We start from the raw sequence: 15,606 nt of genomic DNA, 5'->3' as shown, positions 1-15,606 counted from the left end.
GCGGTCAAATTTCTAATCGCAGAGTCGACGGGGACACGGTGGCGACTTACTGTCCATGTCTTGTCTCAGCGGGGGATCGAAATGAGTGAATCATCGTCAGAAAAGCACGAGCGTCTTACCAATGAAGCGCTCGAACGGCTCTATCCTTTGTATGGACAGGCTATGCTCAACTGGTCAAATATTGAGGACTGTTTGTGCGAGTGGTTCCACTACATTTCTGGAATGAAACCACCACAAGCGCGGGCAGTATTCTTCTCGGCTCGAGGCTTTGCCGCGCGCGCTGATATGCTATCAGCATTGCTCGATGTGCCAAATGGAAAGCCTTGGGTTTCGGAATTCGTTCGCGATTCCCTGAATAAAAGCATCGCTTATAGCCAGGTTCGTAACCGAGTTGCACATCGCGTTCCCGTGATCAACGCGAGCAGTGATCAATCTCATATCGTTGAACTACACGAAGGTGGAACTTACCCCTTCCTTTCGGGCACTCCGATCTTGGGGGCTCACCTCGCAATCATCTGCGATAATTATGCCAATCTAGGCAGGATCAATCGGAAGGCTTGGCTACTGACCCGAGGGAAGATCGCTCCAAAGGAGCGGAAAGCGCGGCTTCAAGAATGTCACGGGAAACTACTGCTGCTTCCCAATCAGGCAGATTCCAGTGAACTCTCCCGGAAGCAACGAGGGCGCGAGCTCCAGCGGAAATCATCCCGGAAGTGATCTCAATTTGCTGAGTCGTTGGCATCACACCCGCTCTCCCTTCAACAACAACCCATGCCGCGTTAGGTACTCAGCCTCGCTCTCGTCCTCCAAGAATGGAGATGCCAGGGGCGCGCCATAACGGCGCTCCCCGGCATAGGGCAGAGCATAGCGCCACCAATTGGCAGGGCGCGTGCCGGTAGGGTTCGTCTTCAACCACTCCCTGATGGCTCGCTCGCCGTCCTGGCGCCAGCACTCCTCTAGTTCCTTATCACTCGCGAAATATTCGAACTCGAGCCAATCGCCGCGACGAGGGTCAGGCTCAGGCAGAATATCGCCATCGCAAGCCCATATAATCCAGGCATCGGAAACGGTCTGTTTTCGCTTCGATTTGCGGAATTTTCTTGGCATTAATAGCCCCTATTGTCGGCAAGAGCGGGTGGCCGTGTTCCTGCATCGTCGTCTTCAAAATCTAACGAAAGCTCGCGCAGCAGCCGCGCATATGCCGTCCGCGAATCTCGCTCGATGGCTACGCACGGATGCGCGCGAGGAGACCCGAAGCGGTCTATGAACGTGACACCCTCCGCAGCAAGCGTGATGCGCGCTTGTTCGCCGCGGTCCAGCGCTTCGCAGGCAAGCACCAAGAGAAGCACGTGATGCTCGTCCAAATCGAAATTCTGGATGACAGATCGAAACCATTTCTTCGCCGCTGGCGACAGATGCGCGGGCGGCTTTTGGGCTTTTTCGGCCATCGTTTCACCTATGGAAATATGGATTGAACGGGGGAGTCGGCACTGCGCATAACGGGGCCAGACCGGTGTGGCAAAAACGATTGTGGCGAGTCCTTCGACACCCCCGGAGGGGCATGATCGACTTGGCGGCGGTTGCCATAGGACCGGTCGGCCCGCCCAGCGATAGCGCTAATACAGGTTTTGCCTCGCGTGCGCGCAAACGCGCGAGGCTATCGGATGCCACGCAATCGGTGTGCCGCTTCTGCTTTGCGCCTTACGGCCGCTGCTGCGTTCTCCGAGGCTCTGGACAGTGCGGCCGAGGTTGAGTCACCGTAGGCTCCGTGCAGCACCAGGCTGATCTCCGACAGCCTAGCCTGAGTGATCAGTCGTTGAGGCATGTCCTGCCTATCGTCCCACTCTTCGACTTCAGCCCAGAAGCCGACCGACACCTGGCCGACGTCTGACCTACCGACAGTAGCAAGAGCCTCCTGGCCGTTGGGTGAATCCGGGTTTGGAGTCAGAGCATAAAACAACCCGATGGCGTCCGAGCGAATCTCCAGCGAACCGTTGGAGACACGGCCTAGCGGCCGGGATTCATCATGAGACCACAACGCGCAAACGTCGGGGTAATCGCGCAGGCTCTTGTCCAGCGAGCCACGCGCGAACCGCTCAACAAACAGCCCTGCGATGGTTGCGGGCTGCCCCCATTGGAGAGCGTATCCCGATATGAAAGGCTCAGCCATTCGTGAGCCTCTGCAGCCGCTTCTCTGCCTTGTCTAAGGCAATGCGGCGAGCAATCACCTTGGCTGTATCACCACGCTTTGCATGCAGCGTTTCGCCTGGCAGCTTCACCATCCTCTGAGATGGTCGGCCTTTGTCCTGCGCCTTCTCGTACTCGCGCCGTTCAGATTGCATAACCAGCCTCCCGCACCTCGCGCAGATACCCTGCAATACGCCGTTGCGGATCCCGGGCGCCAAGGAAGTGAGGTCGAATCTGGCCCAGCCCATCGGTCGACGCGCCCTGTGCCTCGATGGCCAGCAATAGGTCGTTCAACTCGGCGTGCGCGACGTCAGTGGCCTGCAGGGCGGCAACAAGGGCGGCAACTCGTTTCTCAGCCTCTGGTCGAGCCGCAGCGCAAACGGCGCGTTCGGCGGCTGGCTTCGCGGCGGCAATGCGCTTTTCGATCAATTCGATTGCCTGGCCGGCTACAGCCTCCATGCGACGCAACTCAGCAACCCGCTGGCGCATATGCGCCTTGGCAGACGGCTGCTCGCCAATGAGGGCTGAGACTTCCGGAGCGATGTCTAGAGACGTGTCCGCCTCAATTTTCGCCTGCAGCGCCTTGCGTTCGGCGACGTACGCGGCGCGGTCTTTGACAATGGCTTCGCGACGGTCTTCATCCTCAGCCAGATCGGGTAACGCCTCTCGCGGCGACAGGGCCGTAAAGCTGAGTTTGCGGGTTGCGACCCTAGCGACAGGACGAACGTCGGCAACGGCGCGCTTCATTTTGTTCAGAATTGGCATCGGTTAGTCCTTTCCGAAGAGATCACGAATGCAGTCAACGAAGGCGCTGCCGTTTATGGTCGTTGACTTACGGTGACCGACTTGCTGCCAGTGGCTTGCGGCAGCGCCGGCCGCCGCGAAACGTTTCGTGTGCCCGCTGGTGGCGTCGTGAATGGCAACCTCTGGCCAGTTGGAGACGACCTCGATCCGATCTCGGCGCAACAGGTCGGCGCTACCGTGAACAGCAATGTCGGCCATGATGTCCAAGGCGAGGCCGGCTGTATCGATGCTGGTTGGGGCATCGGTCAAATCGACGCCGCCAGGTGTTAGCGAGCGATAGCGCCCAACAGCGTCGGGCGCCTCGTGTAGAGCCGTGTCGGCGGCAAGCGCGATGATCAACGACACGGCATCATGCGCGTCAAGTTCTGGCGCGACGCCTGGTGCCCCGATGGGCAGTGCGTCCCGCTCTTGCATGCGGCGGGAAACGGTTATGCTGCGAGATTTGGGAAATCCCAGATAGTGCTCGATCGAGGTCAAGCAGGCTTTAAGTGTGGCCATTCATGCGGCCTCCTTACATTGTTTGAAATTGCGTATGTGGTGGGTCATAAAAAAAGCCGCCCTGCGGTTAGGCAGGACGGCGAAAGGCGCACGCAGCTTGGCGGGAACGCACGCGATTGGTCCCGCCTCTGGAACTGCCAGAAAGGCGGGTTGCCGGCGCGCTGGCGACGCAACCGGCCCGCTAGCAGGCGGGGAACGCGCTCGCTAACGAATGTCTATATCTTATTGTACCCTATTTCGCCGGCATGGCGTTGACGCTATGCGGCAAGGTCTCGCTCACAGACGAAAGCACTGCCTTCAACCCATGCTGGCTGGGTCTCGCCCCGTCGCCAAGCAGGATTGGGCATGTCCGCAAAGAGCCAGGCCGGCGTACCGACTAGCGGCCACGTCGGCTTAAGCGCAACCTCTCCTGCCTCTGCGCGGTCCATCTTGACGTAGAACGCTGAGAGTTCGCGGAGCGCTACCCGCAATAGGCCTTTGCCGATCGAGCGCAGGGTCGCCGGAGGGGATCCGATCTCTGCTTCGGTTTCGCCTAGTTGCAATAGTGTCCAGTTCCGGCAAGCCGCTGCGACAGCGATGGGGTAGCAGGTGCCGAGTACGTCCGCGGCTAGGGCGATAACCTGCCGTGCATGGATTGAGCCAGCCGCATAAGGCAGATCACGAAAGACGTTGAAGCCACCATTGTCGACCACGTCGGAAATGACCTCGCCGCCGTCCTTCCACGCATCGGCTTCTTCATCAAAAACCAGGGTGTTGCCATTCTCTCCTATAGGTACGAATCCCGCCAAATGGGTTGCCTCGAGAAGTAGCTCCCGCCAGTCCTCATCGGCCCTGTCGTCGCGATAGGTGCCTGCCGTTTCATGGTCGCGCCGAAAGCGGCTGGCCGCGAAGAAGTGTCGGCGGTTCTCCACCTCGCTTATTCCAAGCTCTCCCCGAGAGTATTGTTCCCTCAAAGGCCAAGCCGTAGGGCCGCGGCGATTGTCGTTGGCGGCAGTCAGAGTCCGATCGTTGATCGACATGTTGTGTTCCCATTTTTCCATCCGCCAGGATGGGTGATCAGGCCAGGCCGGTAAGTGCCGCCCGCAATGCGCGGGAGGGGTAGAAAGTTGGCAGTTATCCCCAGAGTCCACCGACACGGGTGTTAATCCCCAAAAAGCCTGTGAAACCGCCCCGATCCAGGGCTTCGCCCTTGACGCATGGGGACATCTTGGTCCAAGGATTCTAAATCGCACCGAAAAAATCTCCATGAATTCAATTAATGGAGAACTCTGTGCGAACTCCCAGAAAGCAAAAGCGGCCATGGTGGCACCTCTCACGAGATGAGGTGTTCAAGATAATGCCAATTGTTGTGGCTGTTTCGCTAGCGGTTCTGTCAAAGTGTGCTGGTTAGGCGGTGTTGCGTGGTTGTCATTGTCCGGATTCACTGCGCCGTCTCGGAGCCGACTGCGATCGTGGCTGATCTCATTCACATCCTCCATGTTCATGCGCTAGGCCGCTTGTTCTTGACGCGGTCATAGATTTCCACGCGCGTGCCGTCGATGTCGGTCACAAGACAAATCAGCTTGGGTCGGACATGTGGGTCCGACATGTCGACGCCGACAACTTTTACAGTCTTGCCGGTGTCGGGGGCGATGGCATCAAATTGATTGGTCAAAGAAATCACTTCTGTTTCCATTCGTTGTGTTCTCCTCTGGTTGAAAGTTCACATTGTCACCGACCGTCCCTTGCGTGTGTGAGGCGATAGAATAATCAACGTCCCAATATAGGAAAAAGTGAACGAAGATGGTTTCTGTCTCACGCGCACAAGGGCCACTCGGTGACACTTGCTTAAGCTGCCTGTTTCAATCGCCCGGCGTCGGCGATTACCTCGCGAACCTTCCGCCTGCGTTCCGCCTCTTCCGTGGCGCGAGCCGCAAACAGCGTATGCACGGCTGGCCGGACGGTCCATTGCAAGCTGTCTCGCCTGGCAGTCGGTACAGGCTCCAGCCAACCGAAGGCGTCGAGGCGTTCCAGCACCGATTGCGCTTCGTGGTTGTCCATTGCGCGCATGACACTATCGCCGCGGCGAACACTCCGAACGGTAACGGCGGATGGTTGGTGTGCGAGTATCCAGCCAGCAGTCGCCAGTAACGCGTCGTGGCGCTCGGAGAGGCCGAGCACGTCCGCGTAGAAGGCAATGGCGTGAGGAAACAGGAAGTCGTGTAGGAAGGCCGCAACACGGCGCGCCGTGTCCTCCTTTACTTCCGATGCGGGACGGCTTCCCGTCGACTCGATGCAGTGCCAGATGGCGCATAGACGAGCGAACAGTCCGTCATACTTTCCGATGTGTGCGGCAAGTTTCTTATTCACCGCCTCCCAGCATGCAGCCATGGCGTGGTGCTTTGCCTCCAGGTCATTGCGGACAACTTGTGCGCCTTTGTCAAACCGCAACGGCACTTCCACCATGCTGCTGCTGGCAAGGGGTTTGCTGAGGCCGTGAAGCCTCTCGACAAGTGCCGCGTACTTCTCAACGACAGGCGGTGTCGGCTCATCCTTCCCGATGGATGCGTTGCCCAGCACGATAGGAAAGAGTCGTTGAAGCAAGCCGTCATCAACGGCGTCGCCTGCCACCTTTCGCATCGGCTCCGGCTGGATCCCGCCAAGCATTGAGACGGAGAGATTGTCAATCCAGACTGCGCCCCGCGCAATCCGATTGACGGTGTAATTTCCGCCGTTGAAGGACTGAAGCCAGAAGGCGCGGTCTTTCGCGGCACCTCTGTTTCCCGAATATTTGTCCATCGAACCAAACCAGCCGGAAAGCTCGTCCTGAAGGCATAGGACGCCGTTGGGACTATCTTTCAACACCTCCTGTGCCGCCTCGATGGTGGTGTCCTCGAGGCGTAGCCGAACGTGCTTTGGTGCCGTCGCGGTCTTCTTTGCTTCTTTGTCCAGCGCATCATATTCGGCCTTGGCCTCGACGTAGGCGCGGTAGAGTTCACGGTCGATTTTCTTCAGCGGCGCCGTGGCGTTGGCAATGAGCGGGCTCTTCTTGGTGCTCGGGCTGCCAATCAACGCGACCCAAATTCGCGGCGATTCCATCCAGTCGTCATGACGCTTCACCTTCAACTGAATGCTGTCCGGAATTGCTGCCGCACAAACGGCCAGTGCCGCTGCGGCAAGCCCGCCAGCATCGACGCCCATCATCTCGGCCTGAACGCGGGCGTACTCCTCGATGACAGAAGGAAGCAGACCGGAAGGCAGCGGCGGGTGAGCGTAGCGCGCCCATAGGTCGACGGGGCTGTTGTTGTCGTTGGCTGCATGGGGGGGCGGCGGGACGAGAACGTCAGACGGTGACAGGTAGTCCATGAATGCGAAACCAACGGGATCAGGACCGCCTCTGTCAAATTTTACCTGACCACCAGGCGACACGACCTTGACGACAGTTCCATGACCTAACTTCGGGTGTTCGACGCGGTCACCGACGCTATAGGGACAGGGCTGTGCTGCTGAATTATTTCTGGTGCTGGACAAGGGCGACTGCCTCCTTGGCGATTTCATCTGCAATAGCGATTGGAAAGGTGACGGCAGCGCCCCCGTGATGTTGCGGCCCGTACACACGCCACCCAGCACGCGCATGGACGAGCTTCAGGTCGTATAGTCGGATACCGTCATCCATCTCGACGTCGAAGCGTGCACGCACGGCTCCGCCGCCCGGTGGTTCCGGTCTGATACTGAGGATTTTCAAGGGGTGTTCCCGTTCTAGTGTTTCAATCCGCCCAAGGGCGGCAGTTCCCGGCCGCTTTGCGCGGCTCTTGGCGTTAGTCCGGCAGTCGGTCGTATTCCACGGACGCCGCGGCGGCGATGCGTTTGGCAATCACTGGCGATAAGTTTTCGCGCCTTGCAATCTCGCGCCGGCCATCGGTCTGCACGAGGGCGAGGTCGACAAACCGGGTGCCGTCGTCAAGCTCGACGTCAAACGTTGCGAGCCACGTGCGGTCGCTAAAGGATTCGACACGTTCTATGCGGGTGATTTTCATCGGTCCCCCTCCTGATCGGTCATGCGGCTGCTCGCGCCACATTGGCAGCCGCTTCCTTGGCGGCAATCGTGGCGAGGATAGAAGAACGGCGAGCGGAGACCGTCCCACCTAATTTGAATGTCGGCAAGTCGCCCGCGTAAATTAACTTATATGCTTCCCGCTGCGCTCGTCGCCAGGCCAGCACTGCGCGGATGGCGGCAAGTTCGGCGTCTAGTTCGGCCAAGGTCATTTCGCTGATGGGTTTGGTCATGCTGCGGCTCGTGCTGCGCGGCTGTTGTCATTCGAAGGTACGCGCAGATTGGCTGCGACCCAGGCGTCTAGGTCGTCTGTGCGGTAGATGACACTGGCTCCAAGCTTGATGAAAGCCGGCCCGCCGCCGTAACAGCGCGCCTTGTCGAGAAATGACTTCGATAGGCCGAGGTATTTGGCCGCGTCGTGTACCCTGAGATTCGCCATTAGGTTGTTACCTCCATGCTTGGCATTGCACAGAGGTATAGGCGTTTTCGCCTAAGCGTTTTAGGCGAAGAACTGGGGTTTATTCGCGGTGCTCCGCGTCGTGGGCTTCCTTGGCCGAATCGAAGCCCGATACTGCCTTTCGTATGTGAGTCTCAGAGTACCCAAATTTCTCGGCCAGTTGGTGCATCGCGTCTTCGTATCGAACGCCATCATCGCGTAGCCGGTGAAACTGCTCACCGATTTCGAACCAGTGGCGTGTCAGTGAAGCCTTCCTTCCACGCGCGCGCTTAGCAGGCTTTAGAAGGTCAGCGGCTAAGCCCTGTACAACGGTATCCGCCTTCCCCGAGCGCAAAATGTCAACGATCAGGTCGCGCGCGTCTTTGGTGCGACCCTCGCTCAGCGCAGATTTGATCGCCGATGCCTGCAGACTAAATACCTTCGGAAACGGCGCCATCACTTGCCTCCAATCGCGTCGGCGATCTTGCCCGCAATGGCGTCGGCTGCGGCTCGAACCGGGTCGACGTGAAGGTGTGCATACCGTTGCGTGGTGCCTGCGTCTGCGTGGCCGAGCAGCTTACCGATGATCGGCAACGACATACCATCGCCCGCACCGACAGAAGCAAATGTGTGCCGCAAGTCGTGTAGCCGAACGTCCGATAGCTGTGCCCTGCCCGCGATTGCCGCCCAAGGCTTTTTCAGGTCGGCCCGCGGTGCTTCATGGTCCGTTCCAGCGGAATGCCCGGCGATCACGAACTTGCCGACGCGCGGCAGGCCGTCCAGCACGCCTTGCGCTGCGGCGGATAGCACCACGGTCTTTCGTCCCGTTTTGCTGTCAGGCAGGAGCAGCAGCCCGCGCTTTTCGTCGTACTCGGCCCAACGCAAATGCAGGATTTCCCGCAACCGGCATCCAGTCAACATTAAGAGGCGGATGGCGCCGGTCACGTGCGGGCCGTAAATCGTGCGATTCTTTTCTTTAGGAGCGTGCTTACTGTCGGACGGCCTGTGCGGGATGCCTATCGTTTCAGCCTCCCGCAGCGCATCGCCAAGGCGTGCCATCTCATCAGCAGAAAGGAAACGTTCGCGCGCCTCCTCCTTATTGCGATCGATCCGGCCTGCCGGGTTCATACCCTCTGGCACATAGCCGCGCTTAGCGCCCCAAACAAAGGCCGCTGACAGCAGCGCCATAGCGCGATTGGCTGAATATTTCGCCTTCTTGGACATGGCGGAATGCGCCCGCTGCACGTCGACGCGAGTCACCGCGACAGCCTTCGTTGAGCCGATCTGCGGCTCTATGTGTTTGGCCAGCGTGATTTTGTAAAACGATCGGGTCGACTCCTTCATCGCCTTGTCGGAGATGTAGGCCGCAACCAGTTGCTTCACCGTGCCGCTTGCCCGCTCGTCGGTGCGGTTCTGCGCAAGGTCTTTTCCGAGCGCTGCGTTAGCAATGGCCTTGCGTGCCGCCTCGCGGGCTTCGGTCGCCTTCAATGTACCGACCGTCCCGAGCTTCAGGCGCTTCTTGCTGCCACCCGCAACCGGGCGGAATTCCGCGAAGTAAGTGCCGACGTCGCCAGGCGTCCGATAGAAGCCGAAGCCCTTCAAATCGGCGTCGAAGTAGAACGTCGTCTTGTTAGGCCGCGCCGATTTCATGACCCCGTCGACGGTCGCAGCCGAAATCTTCAAAATAGCCATTTCCCGCTCCGTGTAGCCACCATGTAGCCAGCATTTAGGCGGAGGTGGCGAATTAGTCAAGCGGGCTTAGGTTGGACGGTGTTGGATTTCTGCGGTTTTAGAGGGCCTTGGCGTCGTTCCCTTAGCGACCATGCAACGCTAGAAATGGCTATACAACATGTATTTTAAGACTGGGGGTCAAGGGGTCGTCGGTTCGAATCCGGCCACTCCGACCATTTTTCCTTGAAATCCCCGGCTTTTATCGAAGGCGCCCAGCGGCGCCTTTATTGTTTTCGGAACGAAGGCGCTCAATTCGCCGTAATCACAGGTGCTGCGAACTGGTGATGTTGGGACGAGACGCGGGCCGATGGAACCAAGCCAGTCGCGTCCGCGCCTTGATTTTCCACTTCGTCACAAGTCGCCAGTGAGCCCTGCTCAGGGGCGAATAGGGATCCCGCGAGCTTCCTCTCCTGTCGAAATGCACGGCGAGTGCCTGGTCTACGGCGCACAAAACGGCGTATCGTTCAATCTGTTCGTCGGATAGCTCGCAGCCGGGGATTTTGTCTCGCACCGACTGAACTGCGGAATAGGTTGAAACAATGCGTCCGGGAGCAGCGCAGTCGATATATCGTTCCACCGCGTCGATGACGTCGTCGGGAACAAGAAAGTTGAATTGGCGCGAACTGGCTGTGGTGGGAGTTACGATCCGCTTTAGCATTTCGCCTTCTGAAAGCCCCGGGCGACGCTGCGCCAGGACGGATGCATCAGCAAGCGCTAAAGGACGGCGCGGAGCGTTATGCACCGAATTCTGAGCCGCGTGCGATCTTTGGCGAATCTTGTTCGGATTCGCGCATGGGGCGGCGGCTATTCGCAAGCGCCAGCAACCCCGCCTGTTTGGGACTAAAAAGCCCGCCAGGGCAAACCATGGCGGGCTCGTTGGGCGGACCCAGGGTCGGCTATTGCATGGACTGATTTTCTGCCGTTGGCATGTCCATCAAAGCGCCTTCCGGCACCTGAAGCGCCAAGGCTATTCGTTTGAGCTTCGACGGATCAGCATCCTTGCCGTTTTCGATGTCGGCAATCTCATGGACCGAGAGACCGCATGTCAGGGACAGCTCTTCGACGCTGTATCCCCTGGTTTCGCGGACGGCCTTGAGGGCGCTGTAGCCGGATGTGGCAATCAATTCGGACGGAACTTCGCGTGTTGCAGTAGCGGGCATTGGCAACTCCGTGGGCTGAAAGGTCTGATCAAATGATGGGTTGCCTGAGACGAGCGGCAGAATGCCCGCTCGCGCGCGATTTGCCAAGCGCCAAAACAGGCGTCACGGCAACGTGAATTGCCGCCGGGGAACGGCCTGCCGGAGCGAAAACCGTACAAATGCGCCATCTCACCCGTGGCGAGTTCCAATCAAGTTCTTTTGAAGAATCGAACGCCGAGTTGATCGACGTTTTCGCGCCCGCGTTCGTTACGCAGATGTCGCTGGCACAGACAGGTCGGGCCGGCCATTTTCCAGAAGGATCGAATCCATGAACTTGAAGATATTCGCGATCGTGCTCGGCACGATTCCAGGTCTTGCCGGTGCGGCGGAGGCCCAGGCGGCAGACACGATGCGCCTGCGCGGCACGGTCGTCGGCCTTGCAGGATCGACGCTGACGGTGAAAGACCAGGCGGGCAAGACAGATGCGATAGCGCTAGCCGAAGGGTGGAAAATCTCCGGCGTCGCCAAGGCATCGGCCGCCGAGATCAAGCAGGGCGATTTCCTTGGCATCGCATCCGTCTCGAAGGTCGATGGCGGCAGCGGTGCGCTGGAAGTTGTGATCTTCCCAGCCGCGTTGAAAGGCACGGGAGAAGGCGACCGGCCATGGGACCTGCAGCCCAACAGCCGGATGACCAATGGGACAGTCGCCGACGTGACCGATATAGATGGCCGTACGGTGACGCTGACCTATGACAATGGCCAGAAGAAGCAGATCGCGATCCCGCAGTCGACGCCGATCGTGACCTACGCGACCGCCACGCCCGCGGACCTGACGCCCGGTGCGGCGGTATTCGTCACCGCCGAGCGCGGCAGCGACGGCACGCTCACCTCCCGAAGGGTCGTCGTCGGCAACCATGGCGTCGTTCCGCCGATGTGAGGCGGCGCCCGCACGGGACGACAGGGCTTCAGACACAATCCGGAAACAAAATTCTATAGTCGGGAAAAATTGTCGAAAAAATTCAGGACGATAGTCCCGATCGCGGCGCTCGAGTCACCGATTTGGTCCGGTGATCTCCAGAATGCGGCCCGCACAAAAGGAAACAACGTCATGAAGAAGTCCCTTCTCTCCGCGCTTGGGTTGGCTTTAGCCCTCGCTGTCTCGATGCCGCTCCTCGGCGCGACCAGCGCTGATGCTGCTCCGGTGGTTCACAAGCATCACCGCCATCATCATCGCAAGCATCACCAGCATCATCACCACCACCACAAGAAGGTGGAGGCGAAGAAGGCCTAAGCATACCGGCTTACCCCGACAGGAAGGCCGGCTTTGGTTTTTGGCCAAGGGCGGTTTTCCTGACGGGGCCTTGCCCTCACGGGATGAAGGACGAACCCAAATTCCTGGGTTTGATGAGGACCAGCGCCGATATCCGGCAAGACACCGCTTCGTCCTTGGTCCCTACCGGCTGCGGCGCACGCTTCGTCATCCGGCCCTTGTCGCCCGCTTCGCCATACGGCTCGGCTATCTGCCCAATCCCCGCCGCGCCCCAAGCTATGACGAACGCTCCGGCGAAAGATCGTCGACCATAATCCATTGTTCGTGACGCTGATCGACAAAGCTCGCGGCCAAGGCCCCGCAGCGTCTGTCCGCACTGCCGGTTTCCGAAACGCTGTGGCTGGCGCGTGATCCTGCCGAGATCCGCCTCAACTGCCCGCCGGCGACGTCGTGGTGCGGATCGACGATCGCTGGCGCCGCGCGGCAAAAACAATCTGAAACGAGCCATGAACCTTTCCTCTCTGGGCCGCACTAAACCGGCATGGACGCCAAGAAGGCGGTCCCCAAACCGGAAGGACGCCATGACGGCGATCCTCGATCAAAGAGAAGGAAATGCTCAAATGACCAACTTCACCAATTTCAAGCGCATCTCGCTCGCCGCTGTCATCGCCGTCTCGGCCTTCGGCTCGGTTTCGGTTCCGAGCTCGGCTTTCGCAGGCACGCACCCCACCGGCGACGGCGGCGCGGTCTGCAAGGGCTCCGGCTCCTGTCTGGTGCTGCAGATCGACTGCAAGGGCACCTACACCGATGCCACCGACAAGAACGGCACCGTTTACGGCAAGTGCAGCCAGGTCATGAAGATCGACCCGAAGACCCGGCTCAAGCTCGCCAACTGATCGCCTGTCGTCGAAGAAAATGGCGGCCGTCCGCGAGACGGCCGCCATTTTCTTGTCTGCAACTTCGGGTTTAGCGTCTGCTGAGGACCAAGCTGGCGATGAGCCCGATGACAACCAGCCCCACCGCGGCCGCGGTCGCCGGATGGTTGCGCGCCGTCCTTTCGATCGCCCTGCCCTTGTTCCTGATCGCGGGCAGCGCTTCGGTGAGGCGCCCGGCAAGCTCCGAATAGTAGTTGGAAGCAGCGTCGCGACCGTCCTCGTAATAGGCGCCACCTTGTCTGGCCACGGTCTTCCGCAGGGCGGCCAGTTCCCTGGAGAGCGCCGCCACCTGCTTGTCGAGATCAAGATCGGAGAGGCTCGAAAGCGATGCCATGATTGTCTGTCCTTCCTTCTTCAGAGAAGGCCAAACGCATGGCCGCAGAACCGGTTCCGGTCTGCCGGCGGGATGTGCCTCGGCAGCGGACGAGGTTTAGCGCACCTGGTCGAGCAGGCGCTTGCATTCCAGAAGGTCGAACAGCGCCTCCTGCAGCAAGGCGCGATTGTCGCGCGACAGTTTCGACGAGCCCGGCTGCACCGGTCCCTCGTCGTCGCTCTTGCCCATGCCGAAAAAGCGGCGGCTCGGCTTCACCTTGGGTTGGCCGACCAGCATCTCGTCGTCCGCGCCGCGCGGCTGGGCCGCCGGCGTCAGCGGCACCTGATCGGCCTGACGGCGCTGCGCGATCGCCTCGACCGCTGCCATGTCGCCATTGCCGATGGCGACCAGGAAATGGTTGCCGTTCTCGCGCAGCAGCTTCTGCACGCCCTTGATCGTATAGCCCTGGTCGTAGAGCATGTGGCGGATGCCCTTGATCAGGTCGACATCCTGCGGCCGGTAGTAGCGGCGGCCACCGCCACGCTTCATCGGCTTGATCTGGTTGAAACGCGTTTCCCAGAAGCGCAGCACATGCTGCGGCAGATCGAGATCCTCCGCGACCTCGCTGATGGTACGGAATGCGTCGGGGCTCTTGTCCATGGGCGAAATCCTCCACGCTGGACGGCGATTGGGCCTGTTGTGCCGAATCGGGTATTATTTCAGCGGTTTATGAAACAACATTCAAGCCCGGCGTCAAAATCGGCCGCCGTTTTCAACCGAAGCTTTCTATATCCTTGTTTTGACGCAATTCCGGACGGAAAACCGCTTCACACTTTTCCTGGAATTGCTGTAGCCGGCTATTTGCCGCCCTTGGCTTTGCTGTTCTGGTGCGAGCGCAGGATACGGCTCTTCAGCACATTCGACGACTTGAAGGTCATCACCCGGCGCGGCAGGATCGGCACTTCCTCGCCGGTCTTGGGATTGCGGCCGATGCGCTCGTTCTTGGAACGAACATGGAATGTAGCGAAGGACGACAGCTTCACCGTCTCGCCGCGCACGATGGCTTCGCAGATCTCGTCCAGGACCGCTTCGACGAGTTCGGCCGATTCAGTTCTCGACAAGCCAACCTTGCGGTAAACAGCTTCGGCAAGGTCGGCGCGCGTCAGTGTCTTTCCCCCCATGCGACCGTCCCATCAGCTCAAAAACATAAATCGATACAAGCAACGGCAGAGCCTAAGTAATTGATCCGGCAAGGTCAAGGACCGAACCCGTACGTTCGGCACTTACCAGCGAACCAAAACCGCGCCCCAGGTGAAGCCCCCACCCATCGCCTCGAGCAGCACCAGGTCACCCTTCCTGATGCGGCCGTCGGCGACGGCCACCGAGAGCGCCAGCGGCACGGAGGCAGCCGAGGTGTTACCGTGCAAATCGACTGTAACCACTACCTTTTGCTCGGCGATCCCAAGCTTCTTGGCGGAAGCGTCAATAATCCGTTTATTGGCCTGATGCGGCACGAACCAGTCGAGATCGTCGGCGGTGATGCCGGCCTGCGCGAAGGTCGCCTCGATGACATCGGTGATCATGCCGACGGCGTGCTTGAACACTTCGCGGCCTTCCATCCTGAGATGGCCGACCGTCCCGGTGGTCGAGGGTCCGCCATCGACAAAAAGCTTGTCCTTGTGGACGCCGTCGGAACGCAGGCTGGCCGCAAGCACGCCGCGGTCGGCAACCCCGCCGGCCCCCTCGCCCGCTTCCAGCACCAGCGCGCCGGCGCCGTCACCGAACAGGACGCAGGTCGAGCGGTCGCTCCAGTCGAGGATGCGCGAGAAGGTCTCCGAGCCGATCACCAGGACGCGCTTTGCCAGGCCGCCGCGGATGTAGAGGTCGGCGGTCGCCACCGCATAGACGAAGCCGGAGCACACGGCCTGCATGTCGAAGGCAAAGCCGTGATGCATACCGAGCCGGTTCTGGATCTCGACGGCGGTCGCCGGAAAGGTGTTGTTGGGCGTCGAGGTGGCCAGCACGATGAGGTCGATGTCGGCGGGCGTCAGCCCGGCGCTGTCGAGGGCTGCGCGCGCCGCCGCCTCGCCAAGCGAGGCCGTCGTCTCGTCGTCGGCCGCGACATGGCGCTGCCGGATACCGGTGCGCTGGACGATCCACTCGTCGGAGGTCTCGACCATGCCTTCGAAATCGGCATTCTTCATGATGCGGCGGGGCAGCGCGGCGCCCGAGCCGCGCACGACTGATCTGATCAAAGCTC

General features: G+C 60.0%; 25 protein-coding genes. 4 read left to right on the top strand and 21 right to left on the bottom strand.

Translation table 11 applies throughout. The features are described 5' to 3' along the window. Window positions 1–81: 81 nt before the first annotated feature. Window positions 82–717: a hypothetical protein gene (locus ACSQ3Z_RS28515; RefSeq protein ID WP_436174597.1), complete on the top strand. Its 636-nt coding sequence runs from the start codon at window positions 82–84 to the stop codon at window positions 715–717. 24 nt (window positions 718–741) lie between these two features. Here the strand turns inward: ACSQ3Z_RS28515 and ACSQ3Z_RS28510 are convergent, their stop codons facing one another. The 16 genes from ACSQ3Z_RS28510 to ACSQ3Z_RS28435 form a co-directional block, all read right to left on the bottom strand. Further along, window positions 742–1,107, bottom strand: coding sequence for a hypothetical protein (locus tag ACSQ3Z_RS28510; RefSeq protein ID WP_436174596.1), 366 nt, complete (start codon window positions 1,105–1,107; stop codon window positions 742–744). Further along, window positions 1,107–1,448 carry a P27 family phage terminase small subunit gene (locus tag ACSQ3Z_RS28505; RefSeq protein ID WP_436174595.1) on the bottom strand — a complete coding sequence of 114 codons (342 nt, stop codon included), beginning with the start codon at window positions 1,446–1,448 and terminating at the stop codon, window positions 1,107–1,109. Before ACSQ3Z_RS28505 ends, ACSQ3Z_RS28510 begins: the two co-directional genes overlap by 1 nt. Window positions 1,449–1,657: 209 nt before the next feature. Then, window positions 1,658–2,170 (bottom strand): HK97 family phage prohead protease, encoded by a 513-nt coding sequence (locus tag ACSQ3Z_RS28500; protein ID WP_436174594.1) that lies wholly within the window; start codon window positions 2,168–2,170, stop codon window positions 1,658–1,660. Further along, the gene (locus ACSQ3Z_RS28495; RefSeq protein WP_436174593.1) at window positions 2,163–2,342 is read right to left on the bottom strand and encodes a hypothetical protein; all 180 of its coding nucleotides are present in this window, start codon (window positions 2,340–2,342) and stop codon (window positions 2,163–2,165) included. Before ACSQ3Z_RS28495 ends, ACSQ3Z_RS28500 begins: the two co-directional genes overlap by 8 nt. Then, window positions 2,332–2,952, bottom strand: coding sequence for a hypothetical protein (locus tag ACSQ3Z_RS28490; protein WP_436174592.1), 621 nt, complete (start codon window positions 2,950–2,952; stop codon window positions 2,332–2,334). Before ACSQ3Z_RS28490 ends, ACSQ3Z_RS28495 begins: the two co-directional genes overlap by 11 nt. 3 nt (window positions 2,953–2,955) lie before the next feature. After that, window positions 2,956–3,489 (bottom strand): hypothetical protein, encoded by a 534-nt coding sequence (locus ACSQ3Z_RS28485; RefSeq protein WP_436174591.1) that lies wholly within the window; start codon window positions 3,487–3,489, stop codon window positions 2,956–2,958. A 257-nt stretch (window positions 3,490–3,746) separates the two neighbouring features. Continuing rightward, window positions 3,747–4,508 (bottom strand): hypothetical protein, encoded by a 762-nt coding sequence (locus tag ACSQ3Z_RS28480; protein WP_436174590.1) that lies wholly within the window; start codon window positions 4,506–4,508, stop codon window positions 3,747–3,749. 461 nt (window positions 4,509–4,969) lie between these two features. After that, window positions 4,970–5,164 (bottom strand): hypothetical protein, encoded by a 195-nt coding sequence (locus ACSQ3Z_RS28475; protein WP_436174589.1) that lies wholly within the window; start codon window positions 5,162–5,164, stop codon window positions 4,970–4,972. 152 nt (window positions 5,165–5,316) lie between these two features. Then, the gene (locus ACSQ3Z_RS28470) at window positions 5,317–6,999 is read right to left on the bottom strand and encodes a DUF3987 domain-containing protein (RefSeq protein ID WP_436174588.1); all 1,683 of its coding nucleotides are present in this window, start codon (window positions 6,997–6,999) and stop codon (window positions 5,317–5,319) included. Further along, window positions 6,980–7,213: a hypothetical protein gene (locus ACSQ3Z_RS28465; protein WP_436174587.1), complete on the bottom strand. Its 234-nt coding sequence runs from the start codon at window positions 7,211–7,213 to the stop codon at window positions 6,980–6,982. Before ACSQ3Z_RS28465 ends, ACSQ3Z_RS28470 begins: the two co-directional genes overlap by 20 nt. A 73-nt stretch (window positions 7,214–7,286) precedes the next feature. Continuing rightward, window positions 7,287–7,505, bottom strand: coding sequence for a hypothetical protein (locus tag ACSQ3Z_RS28460; RefSeq protein WP_436174586.1), 219 nt, complete (start codon window positions 7,503–7,505; stop codon window positions 7,287–7,289). Window positions 7,506–7,524: 19 nt separating this feature from the next. Beyond that, entirely contained in the window at window positions 7,525–7,755 is a 231-nt protein-coding gene (locus ACSQ3Z_RS28455) for a hypothetical protein (RefSeq protein WP_436174585.1), read from the bottom strand. Next, the gene (locus ACSQ3Z_RS28450; protein ID WP_436174584.1) at window positions 7,752–7,961 is read right to left on the bottom strand and encodes a helix-turn-helix transcriptional regulator; all 210 of its coding nucleotides are present in this window, start codon (window positions 7,959–7,961) and stop codon (window positions 7,752–7,754) included. Before ACSQ3Z_RS28450 ends, ACSQ3Z_RS28455 begins: the two co-directional genes overlap by 4 nt. A gap of 79 nt (window positions 7,962–8,040) precedes the next feature. Then, window positions 8,041–8,415 (bottom strand): hypothetical protein, encoded by a 375-nt coding sequence (locus ACSQ3Z_RS28445; protein ID WP_436174583.1) that lies wholly within the window; start codon window positions 8,413–8,415, stop codon window positions 8,041–8,043. Continuing rightward, window positions 8,415–9,650, bottom strand: coding sequence for a tyrosine-type recombinase/integrase (locus ACSQ3Z_RS28440; protein ID WP_436174582.1), 1,236 nt, complete (start codon window positions 9,648–9,650; stop codon window positions 8,415–8,417). Before ACSQ3Z_RS28440 ends, ACSQ3Z_RS28445 begins: the two co-directional genes overlap by 1 nt. A gap of 935 nt (window positions 9,651–10,585) precedes the next feature. Next, complete coding sequence (locus ACSQ3Z_RS28435) at window positions 10,586–10,849, bottom strand: helix-turn-helix domain-containing protein (RefSeq protein ID WP_436174581.1); 264 nt, start codon at window positions 10,847–10,849, stop codon at window positions 10,586–10,588. A gap of 307 nt (window positions 10,850–11,156) precedes the next feature. On the opposite strand from ACSQ3Z_RS28435, the gene ACSQ3Z_RS28430 reads away from it, so the two are divergent. After that, the gene (locus tag ACSQ3Z_RS28430) at window positions 11,157–11,765 is read left to right on the top strand and encodes a hypothetical protein (protein WP_436174580.1); all 609 of its coding nucleotides are present in this window, start codon (window positions 11,157–11,159) and stop codon (window positions 11,763–11,765) included. A 171-nt stretch (window positions 11,766–11,936) separates the two neighbouring features. Further along, window positions 11,937–12,119: a hypothetical protein gene (locus tag ACSQ3Z_RS28425; RefSeq protein ID WP_436174579.1), complete on the top strand. Its 183-nt coding sequence runs from the start codon at window positions 11,937–11,939 to the stop codon at window positions 12,117–12,119. 76 nt (window positions 12,120–12,195) lie between these two features. Here ACSQ3Z_RS28425 and ACSQ3Z_RS28420 read toward each other — a convergent pair whose 3' ends face one another. Further along, window positions 12,196–12,606 carry a hypothetical protein gene (locus tag ACSQ3Z_RS28420; protein ID WP_436174578.1) on the bottom strand — a complete coding sequence of 137 codons (411 nt, stop codon included), beginning with the start codon at window positions 12,604–12,606 and terminating at the stop codon, window positions 12,196–12,198. Between the two features lie 112 nt (window positions 12,607–12,718). On the opposite strand from ACSQ3Z_RS28420, the gene ACSQ3Z_RS28415 reads away from it, so the two are divergent. Beyond that, window positions 12,719–12,994, top strand: coding sequence for a hypothetical protein (locus ACSQ3Z_RS28415; protein WP_436174577.1), 276 nt, complete (start codon window positions 12,719–12,721; stop codon window positions 12,992–12,994). A gap of 70 nt (window positions 12,995–13,064) precedes the next feature. On the opposite strand, the gene ACSQ3Z_RS28410 is transcribed toward ACSQ3Z_RS28415, so the two are convergent. The 4 genes from ACSQ3Z_RS28410 to ACSQ3Z_RS28395 all read right to left on the bottom strand — a co-directional run bounded on the left by ACSQ3Z_RS28410 (window position 13,065) and on the right by ACSQ3Z_RS28395 (window position 15,601). Next, window positions 13,065–13,367 carry a hypothetical protein gene (locus ACSQ3Z_RS28410; RefSeq protein ID WP_436174576.1) on the bottom strand — a complete coding sequence of 101 codons (303 nt, stop codon included), beginning with the start codon at window positions 13,365–13,367 and terminating at the stop codon, window positions 13,065–13,067. 96 nt (window positions 13,368–13,463) lie between these two features. Continuing rightward, window positions 13,464–14,006: a MerR family transcriptional regulator gene (locus ACSQ3Z_RS28405; protein ID WP_436174575.1), complete on the bottom strand. Its 543-nt coding sequence runs from the start codon at window positions 14,004–14,006 to the stop codon at window positions 13,464–13,466. Between the two features lie 197 nt (window positions 14,007–14,203). Then, on the bottom strand, window positions 14,204–14,527 hold the full coding sequence (locus ACSQ3Z_RS28400) for an integration host factor subunit alpha (RefSeq protein ID WP_006201891.1): 324 nt from the start codon (window positions 14,525–14,527) through the stop codon (window positions 14,204–14,206). Between the two features lie 102 nt (window positions 14,528–14,629). Further along, the gene (locus ACSQ3Z_RS28395; RefSeq protein WP_436174574.1) at window positions 14,630–15,601 is read right to left on the bottom strand and encodes a beta-ketoacyl-ACP synthase III; all 972 of its coding nucleotides are present in this window, start codon (window positions 15,599–15,601) and stop codon (window positions 14,630–14,632) included. Between the last annotated feature and the right edge of the window lie 5 nt (window positions 15,602–15,606).

The sequence above is a fragment of the Mesorhizobium sp. LjNodule214 genome (assembly GCF_964252735.1).
In the GTDB taxonomy this organism is placed as follows: Bacteria; Pseudomonadota; Alphaproteobacteria; order Rhizobiales; family Rhizobiaceae; genus Mesorhizobium.
The sequence above is the reverse complement of the archived record's forward strand: the minus strand, read 5'-3'. Positions and strand labels throughout refer to the sequence as shown.